This window comes from Mucilaginibacter psychrotolerans (assembly GCF_004519315.1).
In the GTDB taxonomy this organism is placed as follows: domain Bacteria; phylum Bacteroidota; class Bacteroidia; order Sphingobacteriales; family Sphingobacteriaceae; genus Mucilaginibacter; species Mucilaginibacter psychrotolerans.
On the sequence record NZ_SOZE01000052.1, the window covers coordinates 1 to 22384 of the forward strand.

Consider the following 22384-nt stretch of genomic DNA (forward strand, 5'->3'; position numbering starts at 1 on the left):
TTTCCGTTTTAACAGAAGGGGGCATATGAACTCAATTTTTGATAAACTTATAACCAGAATGACCGAGGCTAAACCCGTAAATTACAAAATGATTAAATGCGAACTAAATACATAATCCTATAATTCTATTTTTTAATCATTTTTGTTTGATTAATGATAAGAGACTATGGACTGAGTATTTGTTTTTATACTTCCCTAATCAGTTACCAATGTTTGCGCAAGGCATCGTTTTATATTATCTGTTATACGGCAAAGATAGCATCAAAATGAGCTCAAAACAGCTAATGGTTATATCTATTACACTGCTTGTGGGACTTGCTGCCCCACAAACGCAATTGGTGCCCGAGATATTCTATTACGGATTAGCCTTTTTAGTATTAGTGATCGCATTACGTGGCATCCGCTCGAAGTTGTTGTTTAATTTGTTCTTCTTATACATCGGTGAAATCAGTTATACCTTGTACTTATCACACTGGGCCGTAATTTATTTTGTACGAAAGTTTAAATTGATTAACCTATTTTCGGTTTACAATGAACCATTGGCTGTTGGCAACTTCATTTTAAACTACGGCATAATTTTAACATTCAGTATTGCCATATCAACGCTACTACATTACACCATTGAACGACCTATGCAAACCTTAGGTAAAAAACTAAGCAAGAAGCGGGTTAAACCGGCTTTAGACGCGGTTTAAAAACTAATAAGTATCCTTGATTAAATCTGCAAATGTTCCGTTGAACTTCCAATACCATATTTGGCTTTGAAACAGTCCGCTATTGCTGCAATACTCTGCAAACAAAAAGCATTTGTTATCAGCTGTTTGTATAAAGAAAGGGTCGGCTAATTGGTCTGTAGGTGAAAACGGATGGGCTTCTATCGCAAAGAGCGGCGCTTCTCTTACGACACACGTAACAAGGTCCACAGAAGTGCTGTAAGCCAAATAATCAGGTAGCACTTGACCAAGTACTGGTGAGTAATGATAAAATATATGCCATAAGCCGTTATCATAAAAATGATGTGCGCCGCAATAAGCTCCAGCATTATCAGGCTGAAGATATGGTAAGCTATTTACAAAAGTCCAACCGCTTTCCAAGCTGTTAGAATTAAAGCGGTGAAGCTTCCAGATATTAGAACTACTATCCAATATCTCTACTATCATTTCATATTTACCATTAACCTTAAAAGGATAGACACTTGTATTACCACAGCCTGCACCACCAGTAACGGCTGAATAATTTATGACTTGACCCAAGTCAGTAAAAGTTATTCCATCACTGGATTTGTATAGATATACAGTTCCATTTACGTAGCCGTTAGTTGCATAACAATAGTAAAAACCATTTGATTTTACTACCATAGAACAATTGGCCTGCCTGCCTGCTGGTGCGCCACCTGCGCCTTTACCTATAATAGCCACCGGGTTAACAGACCAGGTGCCCTCTAAATCGCTTGCTGTTGCCAGATACATGCAGTTGTCGTCTGCCGTTCCATCACTCCCGGTAAAGTAAATCTTAAATGTGCCGTCAAATTCCTGAATTATCGAAATCTCTAAAACGCCTTTATAGCCGACACCCAAAGCCGATGGCAATAATTTAGGAATGCCGGTTATGGGCATAAGTCGGTTACGCAATGTCGGAACTGTTCCGTTAAACATTAAGAAAGGTAATACGCTCATCTGATTATCTCCCCCATGCTGTCATTAATGTAGCCAAAGCGGCGTCAAACGCATCCATTTTAGCGCCTGTCATGCCTTTACCGATTGATATAAAACCGATTTCCTGATCGCTGTAAGTCTGTAGCGTTGTACCTCCGATATCCCCGGCCCCAAAAGCTGCAAATTTCACGGAAGACGCTAAAACAGGATTTAGGGCACTTATCTCAAGTGCATGAACACCGTTTCTAAACAGCTTACAATCATTTCCTAATCTGGATAATATGTAACGGCCGCTTGGATCGGAGGGTGCGTAAGAACCGACATAAACGCCATCAATATCATAATAGCCATTCGATTGTCGAGGCGAAATATAAGTATCAACGACCTGGCCACTAGTCACACCCCTTATGCCTACAGCATCAGTACCCGCGCTAACTGTTTTTCTTAAATATGCACATAGGTGAATATTGTCGCCGCTGCCTAAATCGTCGATAGACAATCCTAAGTCCATCCATCCAGTAGAACCGTCTCCGGTGCTTCCTGTTGAAGCATGCGTAATAGTGCCATGAAGTACTCCGTCATGCCCGCCTTTAAAACTTAAAATATTAGTAGCTGCCGTACCACCTTCTAACAACCACATCTCGGTTATAGAATTATAAACATTAGCCGTTTTTAATGCAGTAATAAAATTTTGAACGGCTGTTTTTCTCGGAGTAGAAATACCATACCCGGCAGTAAGCAAGCGGGCTGCCCAGGCATCTATTTCATGCGGGTATTCGTCCGCATTTTGGAAAATGGTTAAGTTATAGTTATAGCCGTCAAACATATAAACAAATATGTTTACCACATGTAATGTGTTAATATAGTTACCTGATGTAGATGCTTTGTTAAAAGCAGAAAAATCAACCGTATGAACTCCATCTGCTATTACCCTCTGTATAGCCCCACACCCGGCTACAGCCCCGGTAGGGTCTGGGGTAACGGTGATATTAGTAGTCATTATATGCTGCGCTATATTGGTTATTCCCGCAGTAAAAGGTACGCTTTGGGTATCGGCTATTTGTACAGGCAGGGCACTATCACCACCCCCGCCCGGCGGTGTCACCCAATGCGTATCGTTATTCGCATTTGAGTTTTTTGCTAAAATTTGCCCGGTTGTGCCTCCTGTTGGTACGCCCGGCCCTTGCGGGCCTGTAGCGCCAGTTGCTCCGGTGGGTCCTGTTGGTCCTGTCGGGCCTGTGGCACCGGTAGGTCCTTGCGGTCCTTGTGCTCCTTGGGGCCCTGTTGCTCCATCATCGCCTTTTTCTCCCTGCTCGCCAATGATAGATATTCCGTCGCCCCAGGCTCCGCTGGCTTTTGTACCGAAAATGGTTAATGTATTGGTGTTAATGTAAAAATCACCATCCGAGCCATCGGTTGAGTTGGAGGGGTTTGTGGTACCGCTAAGTACACTTTTCCCGGCCTGGCCGGTATCGCCTGTTTCGCCCTTTTCGCCGCGTGGGCCTTGCGGACCGGTTTGCATAGAAAATACCTGGCCCCAGCTTCCTTCGCTTTTTAAATAGAAAGTGCCCGTAAGGGTGTTGATATAGGTGTCGTTGTTTTTGCCGGTGTTTGATGCCGGCAGGCCTGCGCCGTACAGGATAGTGCCATCTGCTCCATTTGTTTCAGGGAGCGTGTAAACAACAGACCAGGTGCCCGATATTTTTTGTGCAAATTGTGAGGTGTTGGTTTTCAGGAATACATCACCATTTTTGCCGGCGTTATTTTGCGGCAACACCGTGCCGAAGGTTATAGAGGCGCCCGACGAAAAGTTGGCGGCCAGGTATTGCAGTAGTGTGCTTATAGAGAATTGATAATCGACACCATTATTTACCAAAATGGAGATATCGTTTGCCCCAATGCTGGTGAGCACGGGTAGTTCGCTTATTTTTTTATCAGTTGCCATAAATTAAGAATTCGTTGGTGAATTGATGTGCGCTGTAATTATCTGCCGGGCAATTAAAATCCGATTTGTCTACTCCCCGTATGCGCGGACCCGGTTGCCTGGCACTCTTGTTTTTTTGATTATAATGCCATGCCGGGAAATCCTCCTTATGGTCTATTAAAAATCGTTCGGCCTCATTGGCGTAAGCGTTGGCCGTACTCCGTTGTTGCTGCACCAGTTTTGCCAGATCTTTTGACGGCAGGGCATCGGCGTTTTCGTGTTTTTTAATTACCGGGCCCGTAGCCGAATAATGCACAGCATCTGCTTCTATAAACCTTGCGAAAGCGAAATAGGCCAGGACAGGTTGCAAGCCTTGATGTAATACAATATAACCTTGTTCGTCCAGGTATTCGCTGCCGTTGAGCAGATCCTTGTAATGCTGGGGGGCATCGTCTTTAAGCGTGCCATCTGCATCTAGGTGCTTTATCAGGTCGTAATACAGGGCATAACCTAAAAAGGGTTTCAGGTCAAGTTCCTGCGCTTTTTGGATGAAGGTTTTCATCCGTTCGGGTTTTACGTTGGTGGCAATGTTTTCGTATCGCTGCAGGGTGGCGGGGATTATAAGGTTTAGCATAGCGCGGCCCCCCAACCCCCTGAAGGGGGAGCTGTTAATTTATTATACATAATTTGAATTTTAAATTGATGTTCATTGAATAGCATGAGCAACCACTAAGCTTGCGGCCCACACATCGCTTCTGCTTCCGCCGGTTTAAAGCCGTAAGCGTAAATTAGGGCGGCTATTTTGTTTTCTGTTGGGATGGTAGATTGCAGTAGTTGATTTACAGCCGCCCCGGCTTTAAGGCCAATATTGTCATCAGATACATTTGCCGGTACTGGCACTATCCGCCAGTTGTTCGATGGGTTGATGGCCGTGTAATAATGGCTAAAAATTTCTTCCAGCGTTTCGCTTAGTTCCTGCCTGTCGGCGGCCGTGTTATCGTTAAACTCGCTGATGGCCTGTTTCTTTTCGCTGCCATTGCTTAAGCCCGATGATTTCTCCGGATTGATAAGTTCTTTCGGCACCGAAAAACCTTTGATAATCCTGGCTTCTACAGATCGTTCCGTAATCTCGAAAAGCTTATCGTTGTTTTGGATAGCATAAGGCTGAAACTCGGGTTTGGCGCTCTCGTCCTCGTATTCAATCACGATGATCTTTTGCGCACTCTTAGCGCCCTGAAAGGTGCCTAAATCCCGCTCCAACTGCGATGGCGTGTTGTTGCCGCTGCCATTATCTGTACTATTGTCAGCCTCTTCGCGGCGCGATTGCATGAACAACATGGTTGAAGGCAGGAAACCGGTGGTTACTTCGCGGTTGTTAAAGATTTTGATACCGGCTTCAGTTTCGAAATCTTCCCAAACACTGTCGGCCTCTATCAAAGGGTAGTCATCAACCTCGGGGTTGAAATAGTAGAGCTGCCCCTTGTATTTATCCCAACCACCTGCTGTTTTAACCTGCTGCCTTATTGTAGCCTCATCTGGGTTGTACTTATCCAGAAAGGTAATCTTGCTGCGCATAATGTTCTTCCAGGTTTTGCGGCCCCAATCGTTGTAAATGGCAAACTTGCCGGCAGTATCGGCATTGTCGATATCGCCCATGCGCACGTCTTCGAATTTTACATAGTTTACCGAAGCGATTTTGAAGTTGGCGTTATAATTTACGTGGATGGCGAAACCGCTAAACAGGGCCTTATCCGTGGCAATAGCTTTTAATAATTTAGCCAGGGTAAGCCCTTTATGGTTAATTGCTGCTTTGCCAACCGCCACGTCTTCCAATCCATTGCCGGCGATAAATTTTGCCCGTTTGTTCCAGCAATCTTTGGCCGTGGGCGATTGCGCCACCAACTCCAGCATGCGCTGTGGATAGGCGTTATCCATATCGTAGTTGAGGATGCCGAAGGTTTGATTGGGCCTCACCAGGATGCGCCTTTCTATTTGTGGTAAGTAGGTTTTCATATTTTTTGATTACACCGATTTTGAGGATTGATTTCACCGATTAACACCGATTGTTTTGCAGGGGCGATTCGCTTTCTTTTGGCTTTAAGCTTTCGGCTTTTCGCTTCTTCCGAACTTTTTGGTTTCACCTCTTGTGGGTTAGCCACAAACAACCCCGTTATATGCGGGTATTTTTGCAGATACCATTCTGCTTCTTCGTCGGTAAGGTTATCGTTGTTATGAACTGCCGGCGAGCCTGGTGCAAACTGATGATTGCCCGGTTTTAAAATGTATTTTTTCATAGATTGGGTCATGGAGTCGTTGCTTTACTTCATTGCTATGAAGTCATTGAGTCATTGCTTCGCAGTCATTGGGTCATTGCTTTGCAGTCTTTAGATACCGGCAACTTAAAAAATGACTCAATGACTCAATGACCCAATGATTAATGATTTTCTAAGCTGCCAGTGCTTCCAAAGCGGCAAGCGTGCTGGCGTATGTTGCCGAACCGCTGCCCGAGGCTATAGATACTGCGCGTGGCGGGTAAGGCTCTTTCAACTTATCGGGATTAGTAAGTTTGATTTTGTAACCACCATCCAGAGTTTCGTCGGCTGCGTTGCGTTCTGCTTCTGTTACGATGAGGCCGTTCACGGCACCGAACAATTCGATGGCCGAATCGCTATCCTTATAGTTGTTTACTGCTATAGCGCGTACACGGCCGTAGCCCATGGCCATCAGCTGTGCCTTTACATCTACCGATAAGCCTGCGATGTTAAAATCTATCTCCTCGGTATAGCGTGGGCCTACCTGTGTTTTGGCCAGCTTACTCATGGTGTTGAAGCTATTGTTGGTTCCCTCGAATTTGTAAACTTTGGCACTGCCCACTGCGGTAAGGCCGGTGATGATGAGCGGGTTGGCGGCATCGTAAGTTAAGGTGATATCATCCTGGTTAAAGATGTAAACCACATCTTCTATACCGGAGGTAATTGGCTCGCTGGTGCCAAGGCCGAAGCCTGCGTTGATTTTATTGTAGATTGACATTTTTGGTTTATTAAGTTGAATGGTTGATTAGGTGAATGGTTGTGTTAGTTGATTAAGCCGGGCGTTAAAACCACTCACTTAATCAACTCAATCAACCACTCACTATGCGCTTAGGTAGAACAGTTCGTTTGCGAATTTGAAGTTTACCGCTGCTTTCATGCGGGCCTTCATGCGCACCACGTTATCGTTGGTGTAGGGCTTCATGTAAACGGTGGAAAGTTCGGAAGCATCGCCCAAAAGATCTACGCCCAGAAACAGGTTTGAGGAGCGGGCACCCAATATGGTGTTTGCCTGCCAGTGGTTCATAATCTGTAGCGGCAAGCCCAGGTAATCCATCTTTTTCATATCGGTAAAGGCATTGATTACGTTCAACGCTTTGTTAGCTTGTGCCTGTGCGTAAGCATAACCTACGTGTAAAGGGATTTGCAGGTTAAAATCCTCCTGGATACGGTCGGCGGGGTCTAGCTGGGCGTAAACGCTGCCCAATACCTGTAATACGTTGCTTACGTTGATATAGTTTATGGTGGCCGCCGTAGCGGTGTTGCTGAAGGTTGCCGGTTTACGGCTGTTTACCTCATTGTAATTGCGCACCAGTTTAAAGGTGGTAGCACTTTGTATCTGGATAAAGTACGATTGTTTTTGGATAGCAATACCACTACCACCGTTTGTGGTATCGCGGATGCTGCCGGTAACATTGGTAATGGTTACCACGTCGCCGTCGGCCAGGGTACCGGTATCTGCTACGGTTACGATGCCGTTTGCGTCGATAGCTGTTGCAGCCATTGATGTAGATGGTTTTGTAAGGCCAACTTTATACACGCCGGATGCTGCTGCAATACTTGGTAACAAGCCCGGGAACGCAGCGGTGAAAGAGGCTTCTTTTGTGGAAGATTTACCCAGCCAATACAAGCGCTCGTTGGCAATTTGTATTTTGGTGAGGTAACGCTGCACCATAAAGTCGCTTAAATCTACCACTCCTTCATAATCCTGGAACGAGCCGGGTTTAAGGCTTTGGCCTTCCCATGATTGGATGAGTTTATCCCATTGTTCCTGTTTCATAAACTCGTAAACTACCGGGTCCAGGTAGCTTTCGGTTTGTAGGGTGGTGGTGCCCTGGTCGGTAAATATGCCGCTTGGGTCTTGCAGTACCACGTCGTCGTCTACATCAAGTATTACTTTGCGTGCCTTTACGTCGTTAATAACGGTTAGCAGCCCGCGCTTTACCGAGTCGGCCTCCAGCAGCGTGCTTGCCATAAATCCTGCCAGCGCTTCGCCGGCATAGGTGTTGTTTGTAAATGTGAATTGAGCCATGTTTAGTTAGAAATGTTTGAAAAAGTTAGAAAGGTTAAAAAAGTTGGAAGGGTTGGAAAGGTTGATCGGTTGTAGAGGAAAGGGAGTTGATGGGATGGAAAAGCAAAAACTTTTTTAACTTTTCTAACCCTTCTAACCTCTCCAACTACTTCGCCACCGCTTTCCTTACCGCATTTTGGGCCAGGGGGCTTTGGGGGGCAAAGAAGGGTTGGGTTTCGGTTTTGGCCTTGGCGCTGCGTTTAGATCCTTCGGGTGTAAAATTGGATTTGATCTCATTTTTGATCTCTTCCCGCGTTTGCTTCAGGCGCTTACCTGCCTCTTCCAGTGCAACCTTTGCCTCGTTTAGCAGGGCGTTCTGGGCATGTAGCCTGGCCTTCACCTGTAAAAGGCGGTTTTGTATTTCGGCAGGTTTTTTCGGCATTTTCGGTTTTTCGGTGGGCATATCATCTTCCTCATTGCCGGTTTCTTCGGTTTCAGTGCTGCTCAGTTTTTCTACCTTACCTTCTTTAATGGCCAATTGCTGCCCTTCGGGCGTAGTGTAGGTGTCGGTAGTGGCGGGTGTGCTCATGTCTTCGTCCTGGTAAACCTCCGTGCCTTCGCAAAGCTCGCCGCTGTGGTGCAGGGTGCCTTTGTCGGTAATGGTGTGCTTGTTTACCACTTTCTTAAAAAAGTTCATGATTTTATCTAAAACCGAGGAGGTTTTTTCGATCAGTTCTCTGTTGTCCATATTTGTGTTGTTTTGTTTGTTTAAGATTTTGTTTACGCAGCGTTGGTAAACCGCCGGTGCGGTGTCGGTATATTTTTTGATGAGGGCACTGTTGATAACGGTATCGGTATAATCTTCTATGGCATCTACAAAGCCAAGGTTCAGGGCCTGGTCGGCAGTCATCCAGGTAACGGCATTGATCAGGCTATTTACCGTTACACCGTCCAGCCCCGATTTGTCTATATATATCTGCGCCAGGCGCGATTGTACTACGTTCAGCATCTGTACATCCTTTAAAAGCTCATCGGCATTGCCGCCGCTGCCTACCATGGGCTTGTGTATCATGAGCAGGGCGTATTTACTCATTACTATTTTTTTGCCTGCCATGGCCACTACCGAGGCCGCCGACGCTGCCAGCGCATCTATGTAAGTGGTTACGTTGCCCGGGTACTTTTTCAGCAGATCGTATATGGCAATGGCATCGAAAGCACTGCCGCCAACCGAGCTGATATGTACCTCAACGTCTGCGCCGGCAGCTGCATCGAGTTGTGTTTTGATGAATGCGGACGAGAGGCTCCCCGAGCCAATGCAATCCGTTTCGGTATCGTATAGGTATATTTTCATTTTTTTTTGATTACACAGATTTTGATGTGATTTCACCGATTCCACCGATTTTTTTGATTTCACCGATTGTTTTGAAGGGCCTGGAAGATTGTCTGAACCTTGATTTTCTTGATTTACCTGATTGCGTGATTAAGGGATGGGGTTAATCTTGTTGAATCCTGTTTGTGTTTGATATGCTGATTGGCATAGTTTCTGGATTCGAATTTTGTCTGAACTTTGATTCGTAGGATTTCTCTGATGACCTTGAATAGAATCTTTTAGTCCTTTAATCAGGTAAATCAAGGTTCAGACAATGGAACTATACAAATATCGGGACTAATTTCTGTTGTGATGGTGACAGGGTTTTGTCAGTGAGCGAATTTGTCTGAACCTTGATTTTTAGGATTTCCCTGATGACCTTGATTAGAAATCTTTTAATCCTTTAATCGAGTAAATCAGGGTTCAGACAATGGAACTATACAAATATCGGGACTTTAATTTGTTGTGATGGTGACAGTGTTTTATCAGTGAGCGAATTTGTCTGAACCTTGATTTTTAGGATTTCCCTGATGACCTTGATTAGAAATCTTTTAATCCATTAATCGAGTAAATCAGGGTTCAGAACTGAACTATACAAATATCGGGACTAATTTCTATTGTGATGGTGACAGTGTTTTGTCAGTACTTCTATTTTCACCGATTGCACTGATTTTTTGATTTCACCGATTGGGATTTGATAGGCAATCAACGACATCATTTAATCATTCAAATCAGCGGTTCAGATCGTGTCCTCGAAGCTATTCAACGCACGCCATATAGTGCGTTCATCTTTGCCGAATTTTGCCTCTGCCTCCAGCACTGCCTGGTTTTTGGTGATGCCGCGTACCTGCATCTGGGCGTGTACCCACAGGTAAATTTCGCGGTAGCTGAATATTTTACTGGTGATAAAGCCAGCCTTATACATGGCCGAGAACGTGCCGTTATCGAATAGTGTGTTTGCTGTTTGGATGTCCATTAGCCCCTCCCGTCCCCTAAAGGGGATGCTTTTTGATTGGTTAAGTGATTGTACTGGTTAATAAATTCTGTTCCCCCTTCAGGGGGCTAGGGGGCTACAAATTCACCCTGTTCACTGTTTGGGCCAGTATGTTCTGCTGGTTGTTTACATCTTTCACGTCCACATAAATAGGGGGGAAGTTGTTGATCATTTGGTAGGCGAGGGTGTTGGCCAGGTCCTTTACGTCGTTCATGGGTTGGTTGTAGTAGCGATTGGCGTTGCCACCATCGGTAAATATGCCACCTACAGCGTAACCCTTGCCCATATTGGGCACTGAGAAGTCGCGACCGCCATGGGCAACGTTGATAGCGCTGACCAGGTTACGCGCCCATGGATTGCGCATGGCCTCAGACACCACCACGGCTTCGCCGCTGCGCAGGTAGGCGTTGGTGTTATCGGTACGGCTGTAGCCGGGGAGCAGGGCGCCGCGGCCATCGGAAAAGTACTGCCCGCCAGCAGCGAAGCCTGGCTTTTGTTTGGCGATGGTAGCAATGGAGGCGGCACCCTGGCCGGCTATGAACGCGGCCTGCGCAATGGCCAGTGCCTGGCCAATGAATGGCAGATGTGCATATCCCTCAAAAGAACCGACGATGCCTTTTTTGGTACTGATGATCACATCGGCTATGGAGGTAGCCTTTTTAGCCAGGAAGGCGGCTTTGTATATCGCCGAATCTTTTTTGGTATTGGCCAGCACGGCGTTGATGTATTTATCGCCGGCGTGGATTTTGGCGTTGTTAAGTTGCTCTTCAACTGCTGCCTTCTTTTTGGCGAAATCGCTTTCGATAGCGGCGGTGTCTTTGCCTGTTTTTTTTGCCGCTGCCATGGCTGCCTTATACTGCATATCCAGCAATTGCTGTTGTTGTTGTAGCGCTCTTATAGGGTGGCCGCTTTCTTCGCTGTTTTGAATACTGCCGCTTAACTTAGCCTCTTGCCTTTGTTCATTCGCATCGGCTTTGGCTTGAATGATGTCAGCCTCTTTTTTTGCTTGCTGCGCCAGGAAATCCAAATGAATGGTGTCAGCGTCGTTTTGAAGCTTTCGCTCACGTTCGATGGCTTCCTTTAAAATTTCTGCTTCTGCAAGCTTGCCGTTTATTTTTAATGCTTCTACCTCTGCCTTCTGATTTACGACGTTAGTTTCCGCCTGCTTTTTACGCGTTTCGTATTCGGTGTTTTCGTCATCGGTTTCTTGTTTTATGCGGGCCAACGATTGCTGCGTTGCGTCTTTTATGCTGTTTATCTTTATTTCATTTATAGTTTTTTGATTAGCGGCGAGTTTGTCCATGTCTTCTTTTTCAAATCTTGCGGCTATTTGCTGCAACGTTGCTATACGCTCGCGTTCCAGTTGCTCAAAAACGGCTTTGTTGGTTTTGTGCGCGTCCTTCAGCTTTTCAAAATGCTGGTTTGCTTGCGCTACCTCTCTGGCATAACCATCAAGTGTTAGCATCGCCATCCGGCTTTGCGAATCTAAGAGGGCTTCCAGTTCCCTATTCTTGTCCGGGCCGTCAGTTTTTGATTTGTGATGTCCCGTAATATCGGCCACACTGTAATTAGCTAATTCTTTTTTCGCCTCCTTTATCCGTTTGATAATAGGCACCGCATCTTTTTGGAATGTTTTGGAATGCGAATCCAACCTATCTAATTGCGTTTGCTGGTCGTCAATTACGGTTTCCCAATATGCTTTGTTTTGCGCCGGATTTATTATAGGTTTAGGGGCATAGCGTAAAAGCGATTCTGCGAGGGTTTTGTCTAATTGAGTTATTTGGTCCGTTATTATCTTATCCCTTTGCACCATCGCTGCAAACTTATCATCTGCGGCATCTTTTGTTGAGTAGCTGGAAGTTAGGGTAACGCCAAAGCTGCTCGTAAAACTGTTACTAATTTGTTCGTCTTTTTTTTTACCGGTATTGTAGTCGTTTTTATCTTGCTTTGCTGCATCGTATTCTGGTTTTAGTTCGAGGCGCTGTTTAACCAATTCGATTCGCTTAGATTGTATAGCTTCTTCCATAGCGCGCCTGTTTAGCGATTTTGTGTACGCATCCATTAAAGCCGTGCCCTCTTTGGTTTTTATATTCTCAAGCGTTAGGTTTTTCAGATACTCAGGTGAGAGAGCGTTCAACCTCTTTATCGCTTCCATCCTGTTTTCTTTCGACAGGTTTTCGTTATTAGCTACATTAACCAACATTTGAACTTCTGATATTTCGCCCGATATATTTTCTACATATTCAGTCATCACTTCCTGGTAATTTTTAAGTTCCCTTGCTGCTTGTTTGGTTTTTTCGGACTGGAACACTTCACCCAAATAATCCAGTACGGCTGGCCCATAAGTAGTTATTAAAGTAAAAGCTGCCGAAGCGAGCCCCAACCAGCCCGATAATGCCTTTTTTGATATGTCCATCAGTTTTCCTGCTACCTCCAATACGTCGGAAAAGCTTTTATAGGTGTCTGCCAGGTCTTTTATCGTGGTTTTAAATTTGGCACCCCAGGTAACTGCTTCTTTGCTTTGTTCATTTTGCTTCAACATGGTTTTGTTGAGGCTATCTACAGCGGTTTTTAAGCTATCGAAGGCGGCTTTATACTGCGGTATTTGCTTTACGCTATCTGCGTTGATATTGATATCAACATTAATTGTTTGGTCTGGCATAGCAATATGTTTTATATTCTAAATGGCATAATTCAACTCAGCGGAAATGACGCCGTTGGCTAATTCGAAAAATGTTTAATCTTGGATGTTGGTTAATTTGCCGTTATCGAAGTAATAATATTTCGTGTGGTTGCTGTAAACCCACTGTTCGTGCACTGTGTACGCATTGGTAGAGCGGTTTATCTTTTCGGGTTCGCCTTCAATTAACAATACGATGTTTTTATTCATACCGATATAAACGTCGCCTTTTTTTATTGTTTTGATGAGCGATGGTGTGAGGTGGTACGTTAGTACAGGGTCTTTAAGGAAAAAACCGTCGGTAATACGATTGCGCTTTTCGAAAACCGTTTTCCCGTTTACCGTATGGGTCATATATTCTTGATAATTAGCTGAGGTGTTAAAATCGGTATCGAAAAAAACAGTTGTACCATTGGCAACCTTTGCAAATATCCGGCACGGATTAAAAGTAGTGCCCGAAAAGGAAACCCTTGTTATGGTTGCGGATGTAAACCGTAAATCGGTGTTGCCAAGTTCGCCGTACGTTTTGTTTGCATCGTTATAGGTACCCAGTTCCTTGTTTTTAATCCAAACTCTTTTGCCAATGTTCAATTTACCTAAAGAATCAATTGAAGAACGCATTGCTTTCGTTCCGTTATTGATGATGTCGTTAACAGCGGCTTCGTCTTCAATGCAAGTTAAATCATAAAAATCGGGCGGGTAATAGGTGCTCAAAACGTAAAATGCGTAAAAAGTACCGATATCTTTATTGTAAAGCTGTATGTAATACGCCAACCTGCTGCTGTCATAAGCGGCTGCGCCGGTGCACTTAAAAACTTTATCAAAAATTAAGCTATAGTCGGTACCTCTACCGTTTTTTAATGGCATTACGTAACGGTCTTCCTCACCAGGCTTTTTATTTATATTATAAACAAGTGAAGTTATATATAGATCAGTCCGGTAGGGCTTATTCAGCTTAAAAGTCTTGCCAACAAAATCTGCGTCGGTAACTTTTACCCACGGCAACTGACCGTACGAAAAGGAAGATAACAAGCACAAAACAGTAATTATAGATAGCTTTTTCATAAGTGATAGATTTTATAGTTAGGGTTTAGGATGCACCTTTAAGTAATGTTTGCTAAAAATATTGGTAAATATAATTATGTAAAATGTAAGAAGCAAACGTTTTTTTTAAGTATTGAAAAATAAAAGCTTGTAACAACAGGCTTCAAAGGCCATTCAATTTAAAAGCAAAAAACATGGTTAATAATATAAAAAAGGAGGACATATTGGTTATTACACAAGAAAATGCTGCCTTCAGCATTTTCTTTTACGCTGATGATGCCAACGAAGAGGTTGAGCCTGGCTTTTTTGCTTAATCAGCCCCACTCAACCCTCCCGGGAAGGGAGTGCTTTAAAAAGTCTCTCCTCCAGGTGAAGACAATAGAGGGGCCTACCCCAGCTTTACCAGCTCTACCCTTACCGGCTGCCCTTTGCGCCAGCTGTCTATTTTATTGATGTAGTAGTAGGCGCTATCCTGCTCCAGGTATATGGGGATGAGCAAATCCAGCTCCAGTATATCGCGCGGGTTCAGTATGAAGTAGCGTACTACTTTTTTGGTTTGCTGCAGTATCTTTTCCAGTTCTGGGTAGTAGGCTTTACGCAGATCTTCCCAAAGCAGGCTGTATTCCTCGCCGGATTTGTAGAAGTAGGGTACCGATATATAATCGTTCACGTATTTATCGTTAGCGGGGTTGCCATCGGTAAATTTGACGGTTTTGCCGCCGTAGTTACGCAGGTCTATCTTTTTATCGATGAGTATCCTTGGCGATACGCCGATGCTGAAATCATTATCGGTGCTGCCGTCCTCTATCATTTTTATCAGCGCGATGCTGTTGCCGATGTATGGGCGGTTTTGGGTGGGGGCAAACTGGCTCTCGAACAAATCCGCGCTGGCCGGCAGGGTTTTATCCTTTACGTTTATCTGGCTATCGGCGAAGCCTTTCGGTACTACGGCGTCGTCTTCCTTGTATTTCAGATAGTTCACCTGGGCGTAGTTGCCAAGCTGAAAGCTAATGCTCTTGCCCTGGTCAAGGCATTTACGGCTCCAGTTTTTGGCAATGGGTATATTGCCTACAATATCTTTGAACGACGCAAAGTTGATACTGCGGGTGTTGCTATCGGTTTGGCAAACTATGCCGAAGCGTTGTAAAACATCTTTAAGCAGGTCTTTCTGGGTAATATCGGGGAAGATGCGTTCGCATTGCACATCCTGCCCATACAAAACCTGCTGGCTGGTGGGACTTATTTCGAACGTTGCGCCGGCGTAAAGCGTAAACTGTGAGGGGCGTTTCTCAAAGAACTCATACCTAACGTTTATCTGATCGCCAATGGCCATGTCTGTTTGTGCCGATACAATGATGTTCTCAGGTTCAACATAGCCCAATAACCCTCCGCCCGATGTGCCCGGCACCCGGGTAAACGTGGCAATATCTATGGTGTGTTCTACCAATATCTCGTCGGCTTCGGTTTGCTTATGGATGGAAATTTTTAAATATGATCCGTGCGTCGGGTCGGGTTTGCCCTGGAATCTCATCCTGGGGATGGTTACTTTAATAACAACGTTGCTGATCCGTTTGGAAATGAAGGTATTGCTACCATTATATTGGCCCGCCTCGTCATTATTGATGATGGTGAACGGAATGATGCCTTTATTGCCGGCAGCAGTAAAATGAGAGACGGAAAAATCCGCCCCGGTGGTGGCCAGCAGCCCGGTGGGGTTGGGGCGGTTTTGGTAATCGGTGCCGTGGTTAAAGGCATCGTTGCTGAACTGAGCAATGAGCAGTGGGTACAGCGGATTGCTTAACAGCGAGCCGATTGCTTTATACCCAACTGATGCGACCATCAGATCGATAGCGGTTTTGATAAAGAAACCGGGCCTTAGGTTACGCACGTTTACATCGTTATTGCCCGTGGCATTGTACACCAGGTTGCCATAATCTACAACGGGCCATATCCAGCCGCTGGTGTGTGTTTGTGATGCAGCTACGTTATCCACGTTCCAGGTGTGCTGGTACGGCTCGAAAGGCGTGTTGATGCCGTAGGGTGATGTGGCATCGCCCATTTCATAAAGCTTACCGCTAAGGGCATCAAAAAAATCAACGTTGCCACTAAGTACAGTAAGCGAAGCGCTATCGTCTTCCACGCCGTTCAGTACAGCTATCCCGTTTGGGATAATCTCCAGCCCGTCCTGAACAATTTTTGCTTCGTAATTATCGTAGGGTTGTTCATTGGCAAATGCGATATCATCCGGGAAGCCCAATATCTGCCGGTTCCGTTGCGTTAAGGGCAGCTTAAATTGGTTACTGGTATTGCCCTGCTGGTTTTTTACCTCGGCCAGGTTGTTTATCTGGAAGGTGAGGGCAATCGGGCTATCGTCGGCCAGATCGGCTAGCTGGTTGTTGATGTATAGTTGCATTTGGTTGGCGGAAAGTTAAAAAAGTTAGAAAGGTTGTAAGGGGTTAGAAAAGTTAAAAAAGTTGGAAGGGTTGGAGAAGCTGGAAGTGGTTGGAAAAATTTAAATGTAAAATATCTGGTGTTGGGGCACTTTAAATCTTTTAAAGCTTCTAACTTCTCCAACTTTTCTAACCCTTCTAACTAACTTACTGCCCCTGTATATTAATTGCCGGCATGTTAAAAGTTACACTAAAGGGTGCCTGGCCGTTGCGGGTTTCGTACTCGCTGTAAGTGGCGGTATTGATGATTACCGTTTGCCACTTCACCGGGTTTTTGTTGACCAGCAGTTGCACCTTGGGCGAGTATTTGATGCTCTGCAGGCCCTTTATATCGGCTACCGATAAATCCTCGGCTACCACTTTCATCTTTTGCCCTGCCGATTTGCTGATCACATCTTCTATGCCTTGCTGGTTTTCCCAGTCGGTAACGTAGTTTTTAATGATGACGGCATTCTGCACATCCAAACTTATTTCCTGGTTAAAAACAAAACGGTAGTAGTTCCAGCTGCCGGTTAGGCCTATCCAGCGCAGGTAAACCGAGTTATCGTCTATAGCATCGTCTACCCGTATGGTTTGGATTTGGGTGAGGGTGTGTACGCCATCGTCATCGGTGTACTTCAACGTTAAATTGATGTAATAAACCTCATCAGCGAACCGGCCGCTTAATAGTAACCTGTTTAGCCCGGCTTGCCCGTTTACGGGGATAATGCCGCTGTTTTGCCTGGTGGTGACCAGTTTACTTCTCTCCTCGTTAAGTAAAGCGCCACCATCGGCTGTTAAAAGGTATCCCGTTTGCGGTCCACCCGGTAGGGGCATGCGGTTAATATCCAGCAGGGTGTACGCACAATACACGTTGAGCCCGTCCATCTCCTCAGTATAAATGAAGCCAACATCAAAGGGATAACCGTTACTATAGGCCGGTTCGGCAAAATCTGTTATCCATTTAGCCCGGGGTAAGCCATCGGCAAGGTGGGCAAAAGGCACATAAGCCGCCAGGTTGCCGCCGTAGCGCTCGCCCAGTTGCTTTGCAGCATACAGCACGTAATAGTTGTGGCCGATGGGTATATATGCTGAGGTTTTGGTCACGCCATCTTCATCCCATTCCTCGGAGTAGGCAATCCGATAGCTTGCGCTCAGGTCTTCGTCATGATAGGTGTTCTGTGCGTAATTGCTGGCATCCTGCGCCTGCAGCAGGCTCTGCGCAAAATTGGATATGTCGGCTTTTACCAGGCCGCTGGCATCGGGCCGGTTGGTTGATGTAATGGTTCTGGCTATGCCGGTTTGTTTATCGGTATAGGTTATCTGCGTAAGCACTTTGTAATACGGTCGCATCTTGTTGATGTTGATGAAGCCAGTTCCGTTGCCTGCGAAGGGTGTTTGTATAGTGAGGTAGGCATTGCCGGCAACTTTTTCCACCCCGTAAACGCCAATGTACGGTGCGGCGTTTACATATACTTTATCGCCGGGCAGTAAAGTCGGTTTGCCTGAAATGGGGTTAAGCACGGTATTTACCTGCAAAGTGGCGTAGCCCGTCATGGTATCAGGGGTTGCTGCAATAATGCCGAAATCCTTACGCTGATAGGTAAACACGATAGGATTAAAGGCGGCGTTCCAATGGGATGTATTGCCATCGGGCAGCGTTGCCGAAGGCCCCGAAACCAGCAGGCTGCTTAAGGTGGGCAGCAATACGCTCAGTTCGGCGTGGCAACCATTGCTATCGCGCACATAAACCGTTTTTACGCCACCGCTAAGCCCGGTAAACAGAGGCGATTGCTGGAAGGTTACGTTATCCAGGCTGTACTGGATGCCGCCATAGCTGCTGCCGGCATGCGCGGTTATCTGCCCGTCGTTTGCGCCGGTAGCGGTTTCGGGTTTGGTGATGCTGATGCTGATGGAGCTGATGGACAGGTCGCAGCCGCTAACTACAGGGTCGGTATCGCCGGTGCCGGGAATGAGCGAGATGATGCTGAAGTTGATGTAGAAATGATAGGTTTCTTCGCCCAGGTAATTGTACCGCCTATCGCTGAAAGTACCGGAGTAAATCATTTTGCTTTGCCCCGAAATAATTACCTCCTGCTGGCTTATGCTGCCGTTATCATCTATGCCGTAGGTTACCTTGCAGTTGTTGCCGTTTGCAGGTTCGTTGGTTACTGTATCGATAATGGAGATGTAAATATCGCCACGGTCGGTTTCGCCGCCGTTTTGGTCGGGGTAGGTTGATACCAGATTTAAGTAATCTATTTTTGCTATTAAGCTCATTTTATTGTTTTTGATTTCACAGATTTTAATGATTACACCGATTTGTAAAGAAGTGGCGGCTAAAACGCGTCGTAATACATGGTATTGAGGGTGATGGTGAGGCCTACACCGGTAGTGTTTGTATCGTACTTATTGTAAACAGGCAGGCATTTGGCTTTTTCGCCTGCTTTTATGCGGAAGTAGCGGCCTTCGCCATCGCGGTATTTAGCGGCTTTTACCATAAACTGGTTGGCCATTTGCAGGGCCTGCTGCACATAGGTTTCGTTTTCGGCGGTATATTGGCCAAACTCGGTCTTGTATAAAAACTCCAGGTAGAGGGTGAAAACATTGTCGACCGAGCCATTTACCTGCGGCGATACTACGATGGGCTGCAGCGGATAAAGCATGACGCAGGGGAAAGCGGCATCATCGGCCAGGGTGTTCAGTTCTTTTTCGGTGCCGTACAAAAAGCCAGGTGAGCCGCTAAGCGTTTGTACGATAGATTGGATTTGGTTGCGCATAGGTTAGTGGAGCCCCCCAACCCCCTGAAGGGGGAGCTTTTGATTTTATTCCCTCACTCCCCCTGAAGGGGGAGTGAGGGTTCACAGGGATTTTATGTTAATTTTAATTATTGTTACTGCCTAATGCCATTCAAAAACTCCCCCTTCAGGGGGCGGGGGGGGGCAAAAGTTCCCCCTTCAGGGGGTTAGGGGGCTCGCCAGTTCACTATACCTTTTCTGGTACTCCGCTTCGGTTTTATTCAGCAACAGCTTCGTGAGGATGCGTTCGTAGGGCATGGCCAGGATAAGGTTCCATTTGGTGATATCGCCCCCGGCAAGGGCGTTTACGGTGTTGATATACCTAAACTTTTCGAAAGCGTGTATGCCAGCCCTTTTTTCAAGAGATGTAACAACTGATGCCAAAAGCCGGTTTTCGGTTTCGATAAGTTGGGAAAGCTCATAAAAAAATGCTTGGCGATGGGCAGCGCCTCCGTTACCCATAGTTTTTTGATGACATCAGTAAAATTGGCGGCAGCGTATTCGTCGTAACTATTGCCCGTTGCCCTGCAATAAAAGTAATAGGCCAGTACTTTACAACAAGCTGTAAGCGAGGGGTTAAAATAATCCTGCCAGTTTTCTTCGCCATATTTTTTGATGTGGGCGGCAATTTCATCGGCTATTACATCACGTGCCGCCATAAATGCCCCGGCGGGCTCTACCGAAAGGTTTTTGAGTACATCAAGCGTCACCTGTTTTTCGCCGACTGTCAGCATAACGGTTTTAGGTACGGCATCGCTACTGTACAGGTATTTGATCTGGTGCGACAGGTTAAGCACCGCATCGGCAAAATCCATAAAGTCATTGGCATTGCTTACGTTTTGCAGTTCGGTTGCAGGCACACCCGATAGGATACTGATAGCGTCCAGGTCTTTCAGGTCGGGTGTATCCTGCAATTGCATCATTTGCCCTAAGGTTACTTCGCTTAGTTGTTGCGGCATGCTTATAAGGAGCCTGCCTTGGTTGGTTTTGAGTGTTTTTTGTATCATAATGGTTTGCCCCCCAGCCCCCTGAAGGGGGAGCATTTTGACAAGTTTAGTTTACAGGGATTAGATATAGTTTTGTTAAAGGCAGTGTGTAGTTCAGAAATTCCCCCTTCTCCATAGGAGTCCTTCGGACAGGGGGTTAGGGGGCTTACGCCATCCCTATAAGCTCTTCAAAAACTCCTCCGTTGGCTAACGGAGGCTGGGGGGCTGTTGCCTGCGGCAGTGTGCTTTTGAGGGTTTTGGGTGCTGCTATCTTTAATTTGTTGAGGGCCACGTAGCGTAAGGGATCGATGAGGTGGTTGCAGGCATCAATGGGTTGGTTGATGGTTTTGCCGCTCTTATCTGTTTTCCATTTGTATTTGCCCAGTTCTTTGCGCAGGTTTATGCTGGCACGCGTTACGTTTATTTTGTAGCGTTTCAGTATATCAATGGAGTGGACGATGCTATCCGCGCCTTTTTTTGCGGGCGTAACGTACCAGCCCATCCGTTTAAGTTCTTCTATCGTTTTCGGCTCTGCACTATCGGCAATAATCTCGGTATTTTTGCTGATGCCCGCGGCTTTGAGGCGTTTGGCTAAATCGGTATTGGTGAGGCCGGTTTCGTACAACACCTCATCTACCCAAAGCTCGCCGTTTTGGCGATACACCAGCAGGCAGCCTGATTCATCGTTGGTGAAGCCAAAATCGAGACCGGCGGCCAATAGTTTAGCATCCTGCGGAATTTCTTCGCATACGTACCAGTTGTTGAACACCAGCCCTTTTATTTTGCCGGTAAGGCCACGGGCGTAAACCTTCCATAGTTCTATATCTACGTCTTTCAGGGCTTCTACTTTTTTGCGGATGCTATCTTCTGCAAAGGGGTTATGCCTGTGGTCTGAAATGATGAGTTGCACCCCCGGCTTGCCAATAATATTTTCGTGCACCCAAAACTCGCTGTTTGGGTTATAATCAATGTAGATGCGCTTGCGCGTGCGCAAGGCCAACTCGGTATAAACTTCCCATTCAACGCCGTCGGCTTCGTTTATAAACAGGTAATCGCGCTTGCCCGATTTGGCATCCTGCGCATCGCTGTAGCTTCTAAACTCGATGATGCTGCCGTTATTGAACTCAAATATCCTATCGGTTTTGTTGTAGTTTTTTACCAATTGCTGCAAAGGGGCCGATGTAGCGTAAATGTTTTGCGCATCGCGCAGGGCACCCGCTTTAAGGTTGGGGATATCTTGCCCAACTACAGTAATTATCTGTGCGGAGGTCTCGCAGGCAAAACAAAAAAGAGCTTGCTCTATGGCGTATGTTTTGCCCGAGCTTGTGCCGCCCTGGTTAACCACCACATCGGCCACGGTTTTATAGTTATGATAGAATAGTTTGGATGCTTCCATTGCTTTAAAGCTTAGCAGTGCGATAAATAAGAAGTGAATTTGTCGGCCCGCTAAATAGCAGCGGGTGGCGGGGAGATAAAAAGGTATCGGTATGAACAGGGGGGAGCTGATTAGCTACAAGGCAACGTCTTTTTCTTTTTCGGCCAGTTTGGGGCCGCTATCCTGTATGTTGACGCACACATTAACCGATGTGTTGTTCGCAGATTTTGCTTCGTGTTTTTCGTGCCAACCCATGCACTTTAGCGCAAAAATGGCACCCGTAGGCGATGGCTTATGTAATTTCTTTTCGTACTCACAGGCAATACGCAGGCGCGCTTCCTGTAGTATTTTTTTATAAACGCCTTTTTGTTCGTAGGCTTCAAACTCATCGAGGCTTTTAAAACCAAGAAAGAGCGCCAGGCCGGTAAGCAGGGGAGGATCGGTTTTATCATCTGTGGTAATGCGGATCACGTTCGGCGATTCTTTTTTTCTATTTTTTAGCTGAGGCCTTTTTTCTGGCTCGGGGGCACCCTTTACAGAAAGGAAATACCGCTCAATGCGGTCGCTAAGCTCGGCTGCTGTGTAAAAATAAGTCATGATGATGAGATGGATATTTTATGTTTAAAATGCCGAACGGCATATTTTATATACAAATGTACGAGTATTTTTTGAAAAATGCTAATAATTTTAGAGCCTGTTTAAATTTTGTTCAATAATAATTTTATAGCACCGAGTTTGACCATATTTTCAGAAGTTTCAAGCAGCAGTTCATAGTTTCTGCATAACCTTCTATCGTTGTCGAACCAAGAA

18 protein-coding genes are annotated in these 22384 nt (G+C 45.8%); 1 reads left to right on the forward strand and 17 read right to left on the reverse strand.

Going from position 1 to position 22384, the window contains the following annotated elements; all coding sequences use genetic code 11:
* Positions 1 to 209: 209 nt before the first annotated feature.
* Positions 210 to 695 (forward strand): acyltransferase family protein, encoded by a 486-nt coding sequence (locus E2R66_RS26920; RefSeq protein ID WP_133236760.1) that lies wholly within the window; start codon positions 210 to 212, stop codon positions 693 to 695.
* Between the two features lie 3 nt (positions 696 to 698).
* Here the strand turns inward: E2R66_RS26920 and E2R66_RS26925 are convergent, their stop codons facing one another.
* From E2R66_RS26925 to E2R66_RS27015, 17 genes are all read right to left on the reverse strand, one after another.
* Complete coding sequence (locus tag E2R66_RS26925; protein ID WP_133236762.1) at positions 699 to 1676, reverse strand: glycoside hydrolase family protein; 978 nt, start codon at positions 1674 to 1676, stop codon at positions 699 to 701.
* 4 nt (positions 1677 to 1680) lie between these two features.
* Positions 1681 to 3600, reverse strand: a complete 1920-nt coding sequence (locus E2R66_RS28600) for a hypothetical protein (protein WP_158288520.1) — start codon at positions 3598 to 3600, stop codon at positions 1681 to 1683.
* Entirely contained in the window at positions 3590 to 4213 is a 624-nt protein-coding gene (locus E2R66_RS26940; RefSeq protein ID WP_133236768.1) for a DUF6712 family protein, read from the reverse strand. The genes E2R66_RS28600 and E2R66_RS26940 overlap by 11 nt, the downstream gene beginning before the upstream one ends.
* A gap of 95 nt (positions 4214 to 4308) precedes the next feature.
* Positions 4309 to 5592, reverse strand: a complete 1284-nt coding sequence (locus tag E2R66_RS26945) for a hypothetical protein (RefSeq protein ID WP_133236770.1) — start codon at positions 5590 to 5592, stop codon at positions 4309 to 4311.
* The gene (locus E2R66_RS26950; protein ID WP_133236772.1) at positions 5589 to 5873 is read right to left on the reverse strand and encodes a hypothetical protein; all 285 of its coding nucleotides are present in this window, start codon (positions 5871 to 5873) and stop codon (positions 5589 to 5591) included. Before E2R66_RS26950 ends, E2R66_RS26945 begins: the two co-directional genes overlap by 4 nt.
* A gap of 151 nt (positions 5874 to 6024) precedes the next feature.
* A complete protein-coding gene (locus E2R66_RS26955; RefSeq protein ID WP_133236774.1) occupies positions 6025 to 6609 on the reverse strand; it encodes a hypothetical protein in 585 nt (194 codons plus the stop codon).
* Positions 6610 to 6711: 102 nt separating this feature from the next.
* Positions 6712 to 7920 carry a hypothetical protein gene (locus tag E2R66_RS26960; RefSeq protein ID WP_133236776.1) on the reverse strand — a complete coding sequence of 403 codons (1209 nt, stop codon included), beginning with the start codon at positions 7918 to 7920 and terminating at the stop codon, positions 6712 to 6714.
* Between the two features lie 145 nt (positions 7921 to 8065).
* Complete coding sequence (locus tag E2R66_RS26965) at positions 8066 to 9250, reverse strand: head maturation protease, ClpP-related (protein ID WP_133236778.1); 1185 nt, start codon at positions 9248 to 9250, stop codon at positions 8066 to 8068.
* A gap of 757 nt (positions 9251 to 10007) precedes the next feature.
* A complete protein-coding gene (locus E2R66_RS26970; RefSeq protein ID WP_133236780.1) occupies positions 10008 to 10244 on the reverse strand; it encodes a hypothetical protein in 237 nt (78 codons plus the stop codon).
* Between the two features lie 94 nt (positions 10245 to 10338).
* On the reverse strand, positions 10339 to 12924 hold the full coding sequence (locus E2R66_RS26975; RefSeq protein WP_133236782.1) for a hypothetical protein: 2586 nt from the start codon (positions 12922 to 12924) through the stop codon (positions 10339 to 10341).
* Between the two features lie 75 nt (positions 12925 to 12999).
* Positions 13000 to 14007: a hypothetical protein gene (locus E2R66_RS26980; protein ID WP_133236784.1), complete on the reverse strand. Its 1008-nt coding sequence runs from the start codon at positions 14005 to 14007 to the stop codon at positions 13000 to 13002.
* A 367-nt stretch (positions 14008 to 14374) separates the two neighbouring features.
* The gene (locus tag E2R66_RS26985; RefSeq protein ID WP_133236786.1) at positions 14375 to 16399 is read right to left on the reverse strand and encodes a hypothetical protein; all 2025 of its coding nucleotides are present in this window, start codon (positions 16397 to 16399) and stop codon (positions 14375 to 14377) included.
* A gap of 184 nt (positions 16400 to 16583) precedes the next feature.
* Positions 16584 to 18695, reverse strand: a complete 2112-nt coding sequence (locus tag E2R66_RS26990) for a hypothetical protein (RefSeq protein WP_133236788.1) — start codon at positions 18693 to 18695, stop codon at positions 16584 to 16586.
* Positions 18696 to 18754: 59 nt separating this feature from the next.
* Positions 18755 to 19195 (reverse strand): hypothetical protein, encoded by a 441-nt coding sequence (locus tag E2R66_RS26995; protein ID WP_133236790.1) that lies wholly within the window; start codon positions 19193 to 19195, stop codon positions 18755 to 18757.
* Between the two features lie 323 nt (positions 19196 to 19518).
* Complete coding sequence (locus E2R66_RS27005; RefSeq protein WP_134737970.1) at positions 19519 to 20256, reverse strand: hypothetical protein; 738 nt, start codon at positions 20254 to 20256, stop codon at positions 19519 to 19521.
* Positions 20257 to 20365: 109 nt separating this feature from the next.
* Positions 20366 to 21595: a PBSX family phage terminase large subunit gene (locus tag E2R66_RS27010; protein WP_133236796.1), complete on the reverse strand. Its 1230-nt coding sequence runs from the start codon at positions 21593 to 21595 to the stop codon at positions 20366 to 20368.
* 114 nt (positions 21596 to 21709) lie between these two features.
* Complete coding sequence (locus E2R66_RS27015) at positions 21710 to 22171, reverse strand: terminase small subunit (protein WP_133236797.1); 462 nt, start codon at positions 22169 to 22171, stop codon at positions 21710 to 21712.
* Positions 22172 to 22384: the final 213 nt, after the last annotated feature.

What these genes read in the sequence shown, in the direction of transcription:
- E2R66_RS26945 (WP_133236770.1), bottom strand. Translation starts at nt 5,592, where the DNA reads ATGAAAACCTACTTACCACAAATAGAAAGGCGCATCCTGGTGAGGCCC.
- E2R66_RS26960 (WP_133236776.1), bottom strand. Translation starts at nt 7,920, where the DNA reads ATGGCTCAATTCACATTTACAAACAACACCTATGCCGGCGAAGCGCTG.
- E2R66_RS26950 (WP_133236772.1), bottom strand. Translation starts at nt 5,873, where the DNA reads ATGAAAAAATACATTTTAAAACCGGGCAATCATCAGTTTGCACCAGGC.
- E2R66_RS26920 (WP_133236760.1), top strand. Translation starts at nt 210, where the DNA reads ATGTTTGCGCAAGGCATCGTTTTATATTATCTGTTATACGGCAAAGAT.
- E2R66_RS26975 (WP_133236782.1), bottom strand. Translation starts at nt 12,924, where the DNA reads ATGCCAGACCAAACAATTAATGTTGATATCAATATCAACGCAGATAGC.
- E2R66_RS26940 (WP_133236768.1), bottom strand. Translation starts at nt 4,213, where the DNA reads ATGCTAAACCTTATAATCCCCGCCACCCTGCAGCGATACGAAAACATT.
- E2R66_RS28600 (WP_158288520.1), bottom strand. Translation starts at nt 3,600, where the DNA reads ATGGCAACTGATAAAAAAATAAGCGAACTACCCGTGCTCACCAGCATT.
- E2R66_RS26995 (WP_133236790.1), bottom strand. Translation starts at nt 19,195, where the DNA reads ATGCGCAACCAAATCCAATCTATCGTACAAACGCTTAGCGGCTCACCT.
- E2R66_RS27015 (WP_133236797.1), bottom strand. Translation starts at nt 22,171, where the DNA reads ATGACTTATTTTTACACAGCAGCCGAGCTTAGCGACCGCATTGAGCGG.
- E2R66_RS26980 (WP_133236784.1), bottom strand. Translation starts at nt 14,007, where the DNA reads ATGAAAAAGCTATCTATAATTACTGTTTTGTGCTTGTTATCTTCCTTT.
- E2R66_RS27010 (WP_133236796.1), bottom strand. Translation starts at nt 21,595, where the DNA reads ATGGAAGCATCCAAACTATTCTATCATAACTATAAAACCGTGGCCGAT.
- E2R66_RS26925 (WP_133236762.1), bottom strand. Translation starts at nt 1,676, where the DNA reads ATGAGCGTATTACCTTTCTTAATGTTTAACGGAACAGTTCCGACATTG.
- E2R66_RS26965 (WP_133236778.1), bottom strand. Translation starts at nt 9,250, where the DNA reads ATGAAAATATACCTATACGATACCGAAACGGATTGCATTGGCTCGGGG.
- E2R66_RS26990 (WP_133236788.1), bottom strand. Translation starts at nt 18,695, where the DNA reads ATGAGCTTAATAGCAAAAATAGATTACTTAAATCTGGTATCAACCTAC.
- E2R66_RS26970 (WP_133236780.1), bottom strand. Translation starts at nt 10,244, where the DNA reads ATGGACATCCAAACAGCAAACACACTATTCGATAACGGCACGTTCTCG.
- E2R66_RS27005 (WP_134737970.1), bottom strand. Translation starts at nt 20,256, where the DNA reads ATGCTCCCCCTTCAGGGGGCTGGGGGGCAAACCATTATGATACAAAAA.
- E2R66_RS26955 (WP_133236774.1), bottom strand. Translation starts at nt 6,609, where the DNA reads ATGTCAATCTACAATAAAATCAACGCAGGCTTCGGCCTTGGCACCAGC.
- E2R66_RS26985 (WP_133236786.1), bottom strand. Translation starts at nt 16,399, where the DNA reads ATGCAACTATACATCAACAACCAGCTAGCCGATCTGGCCGACGATAGC.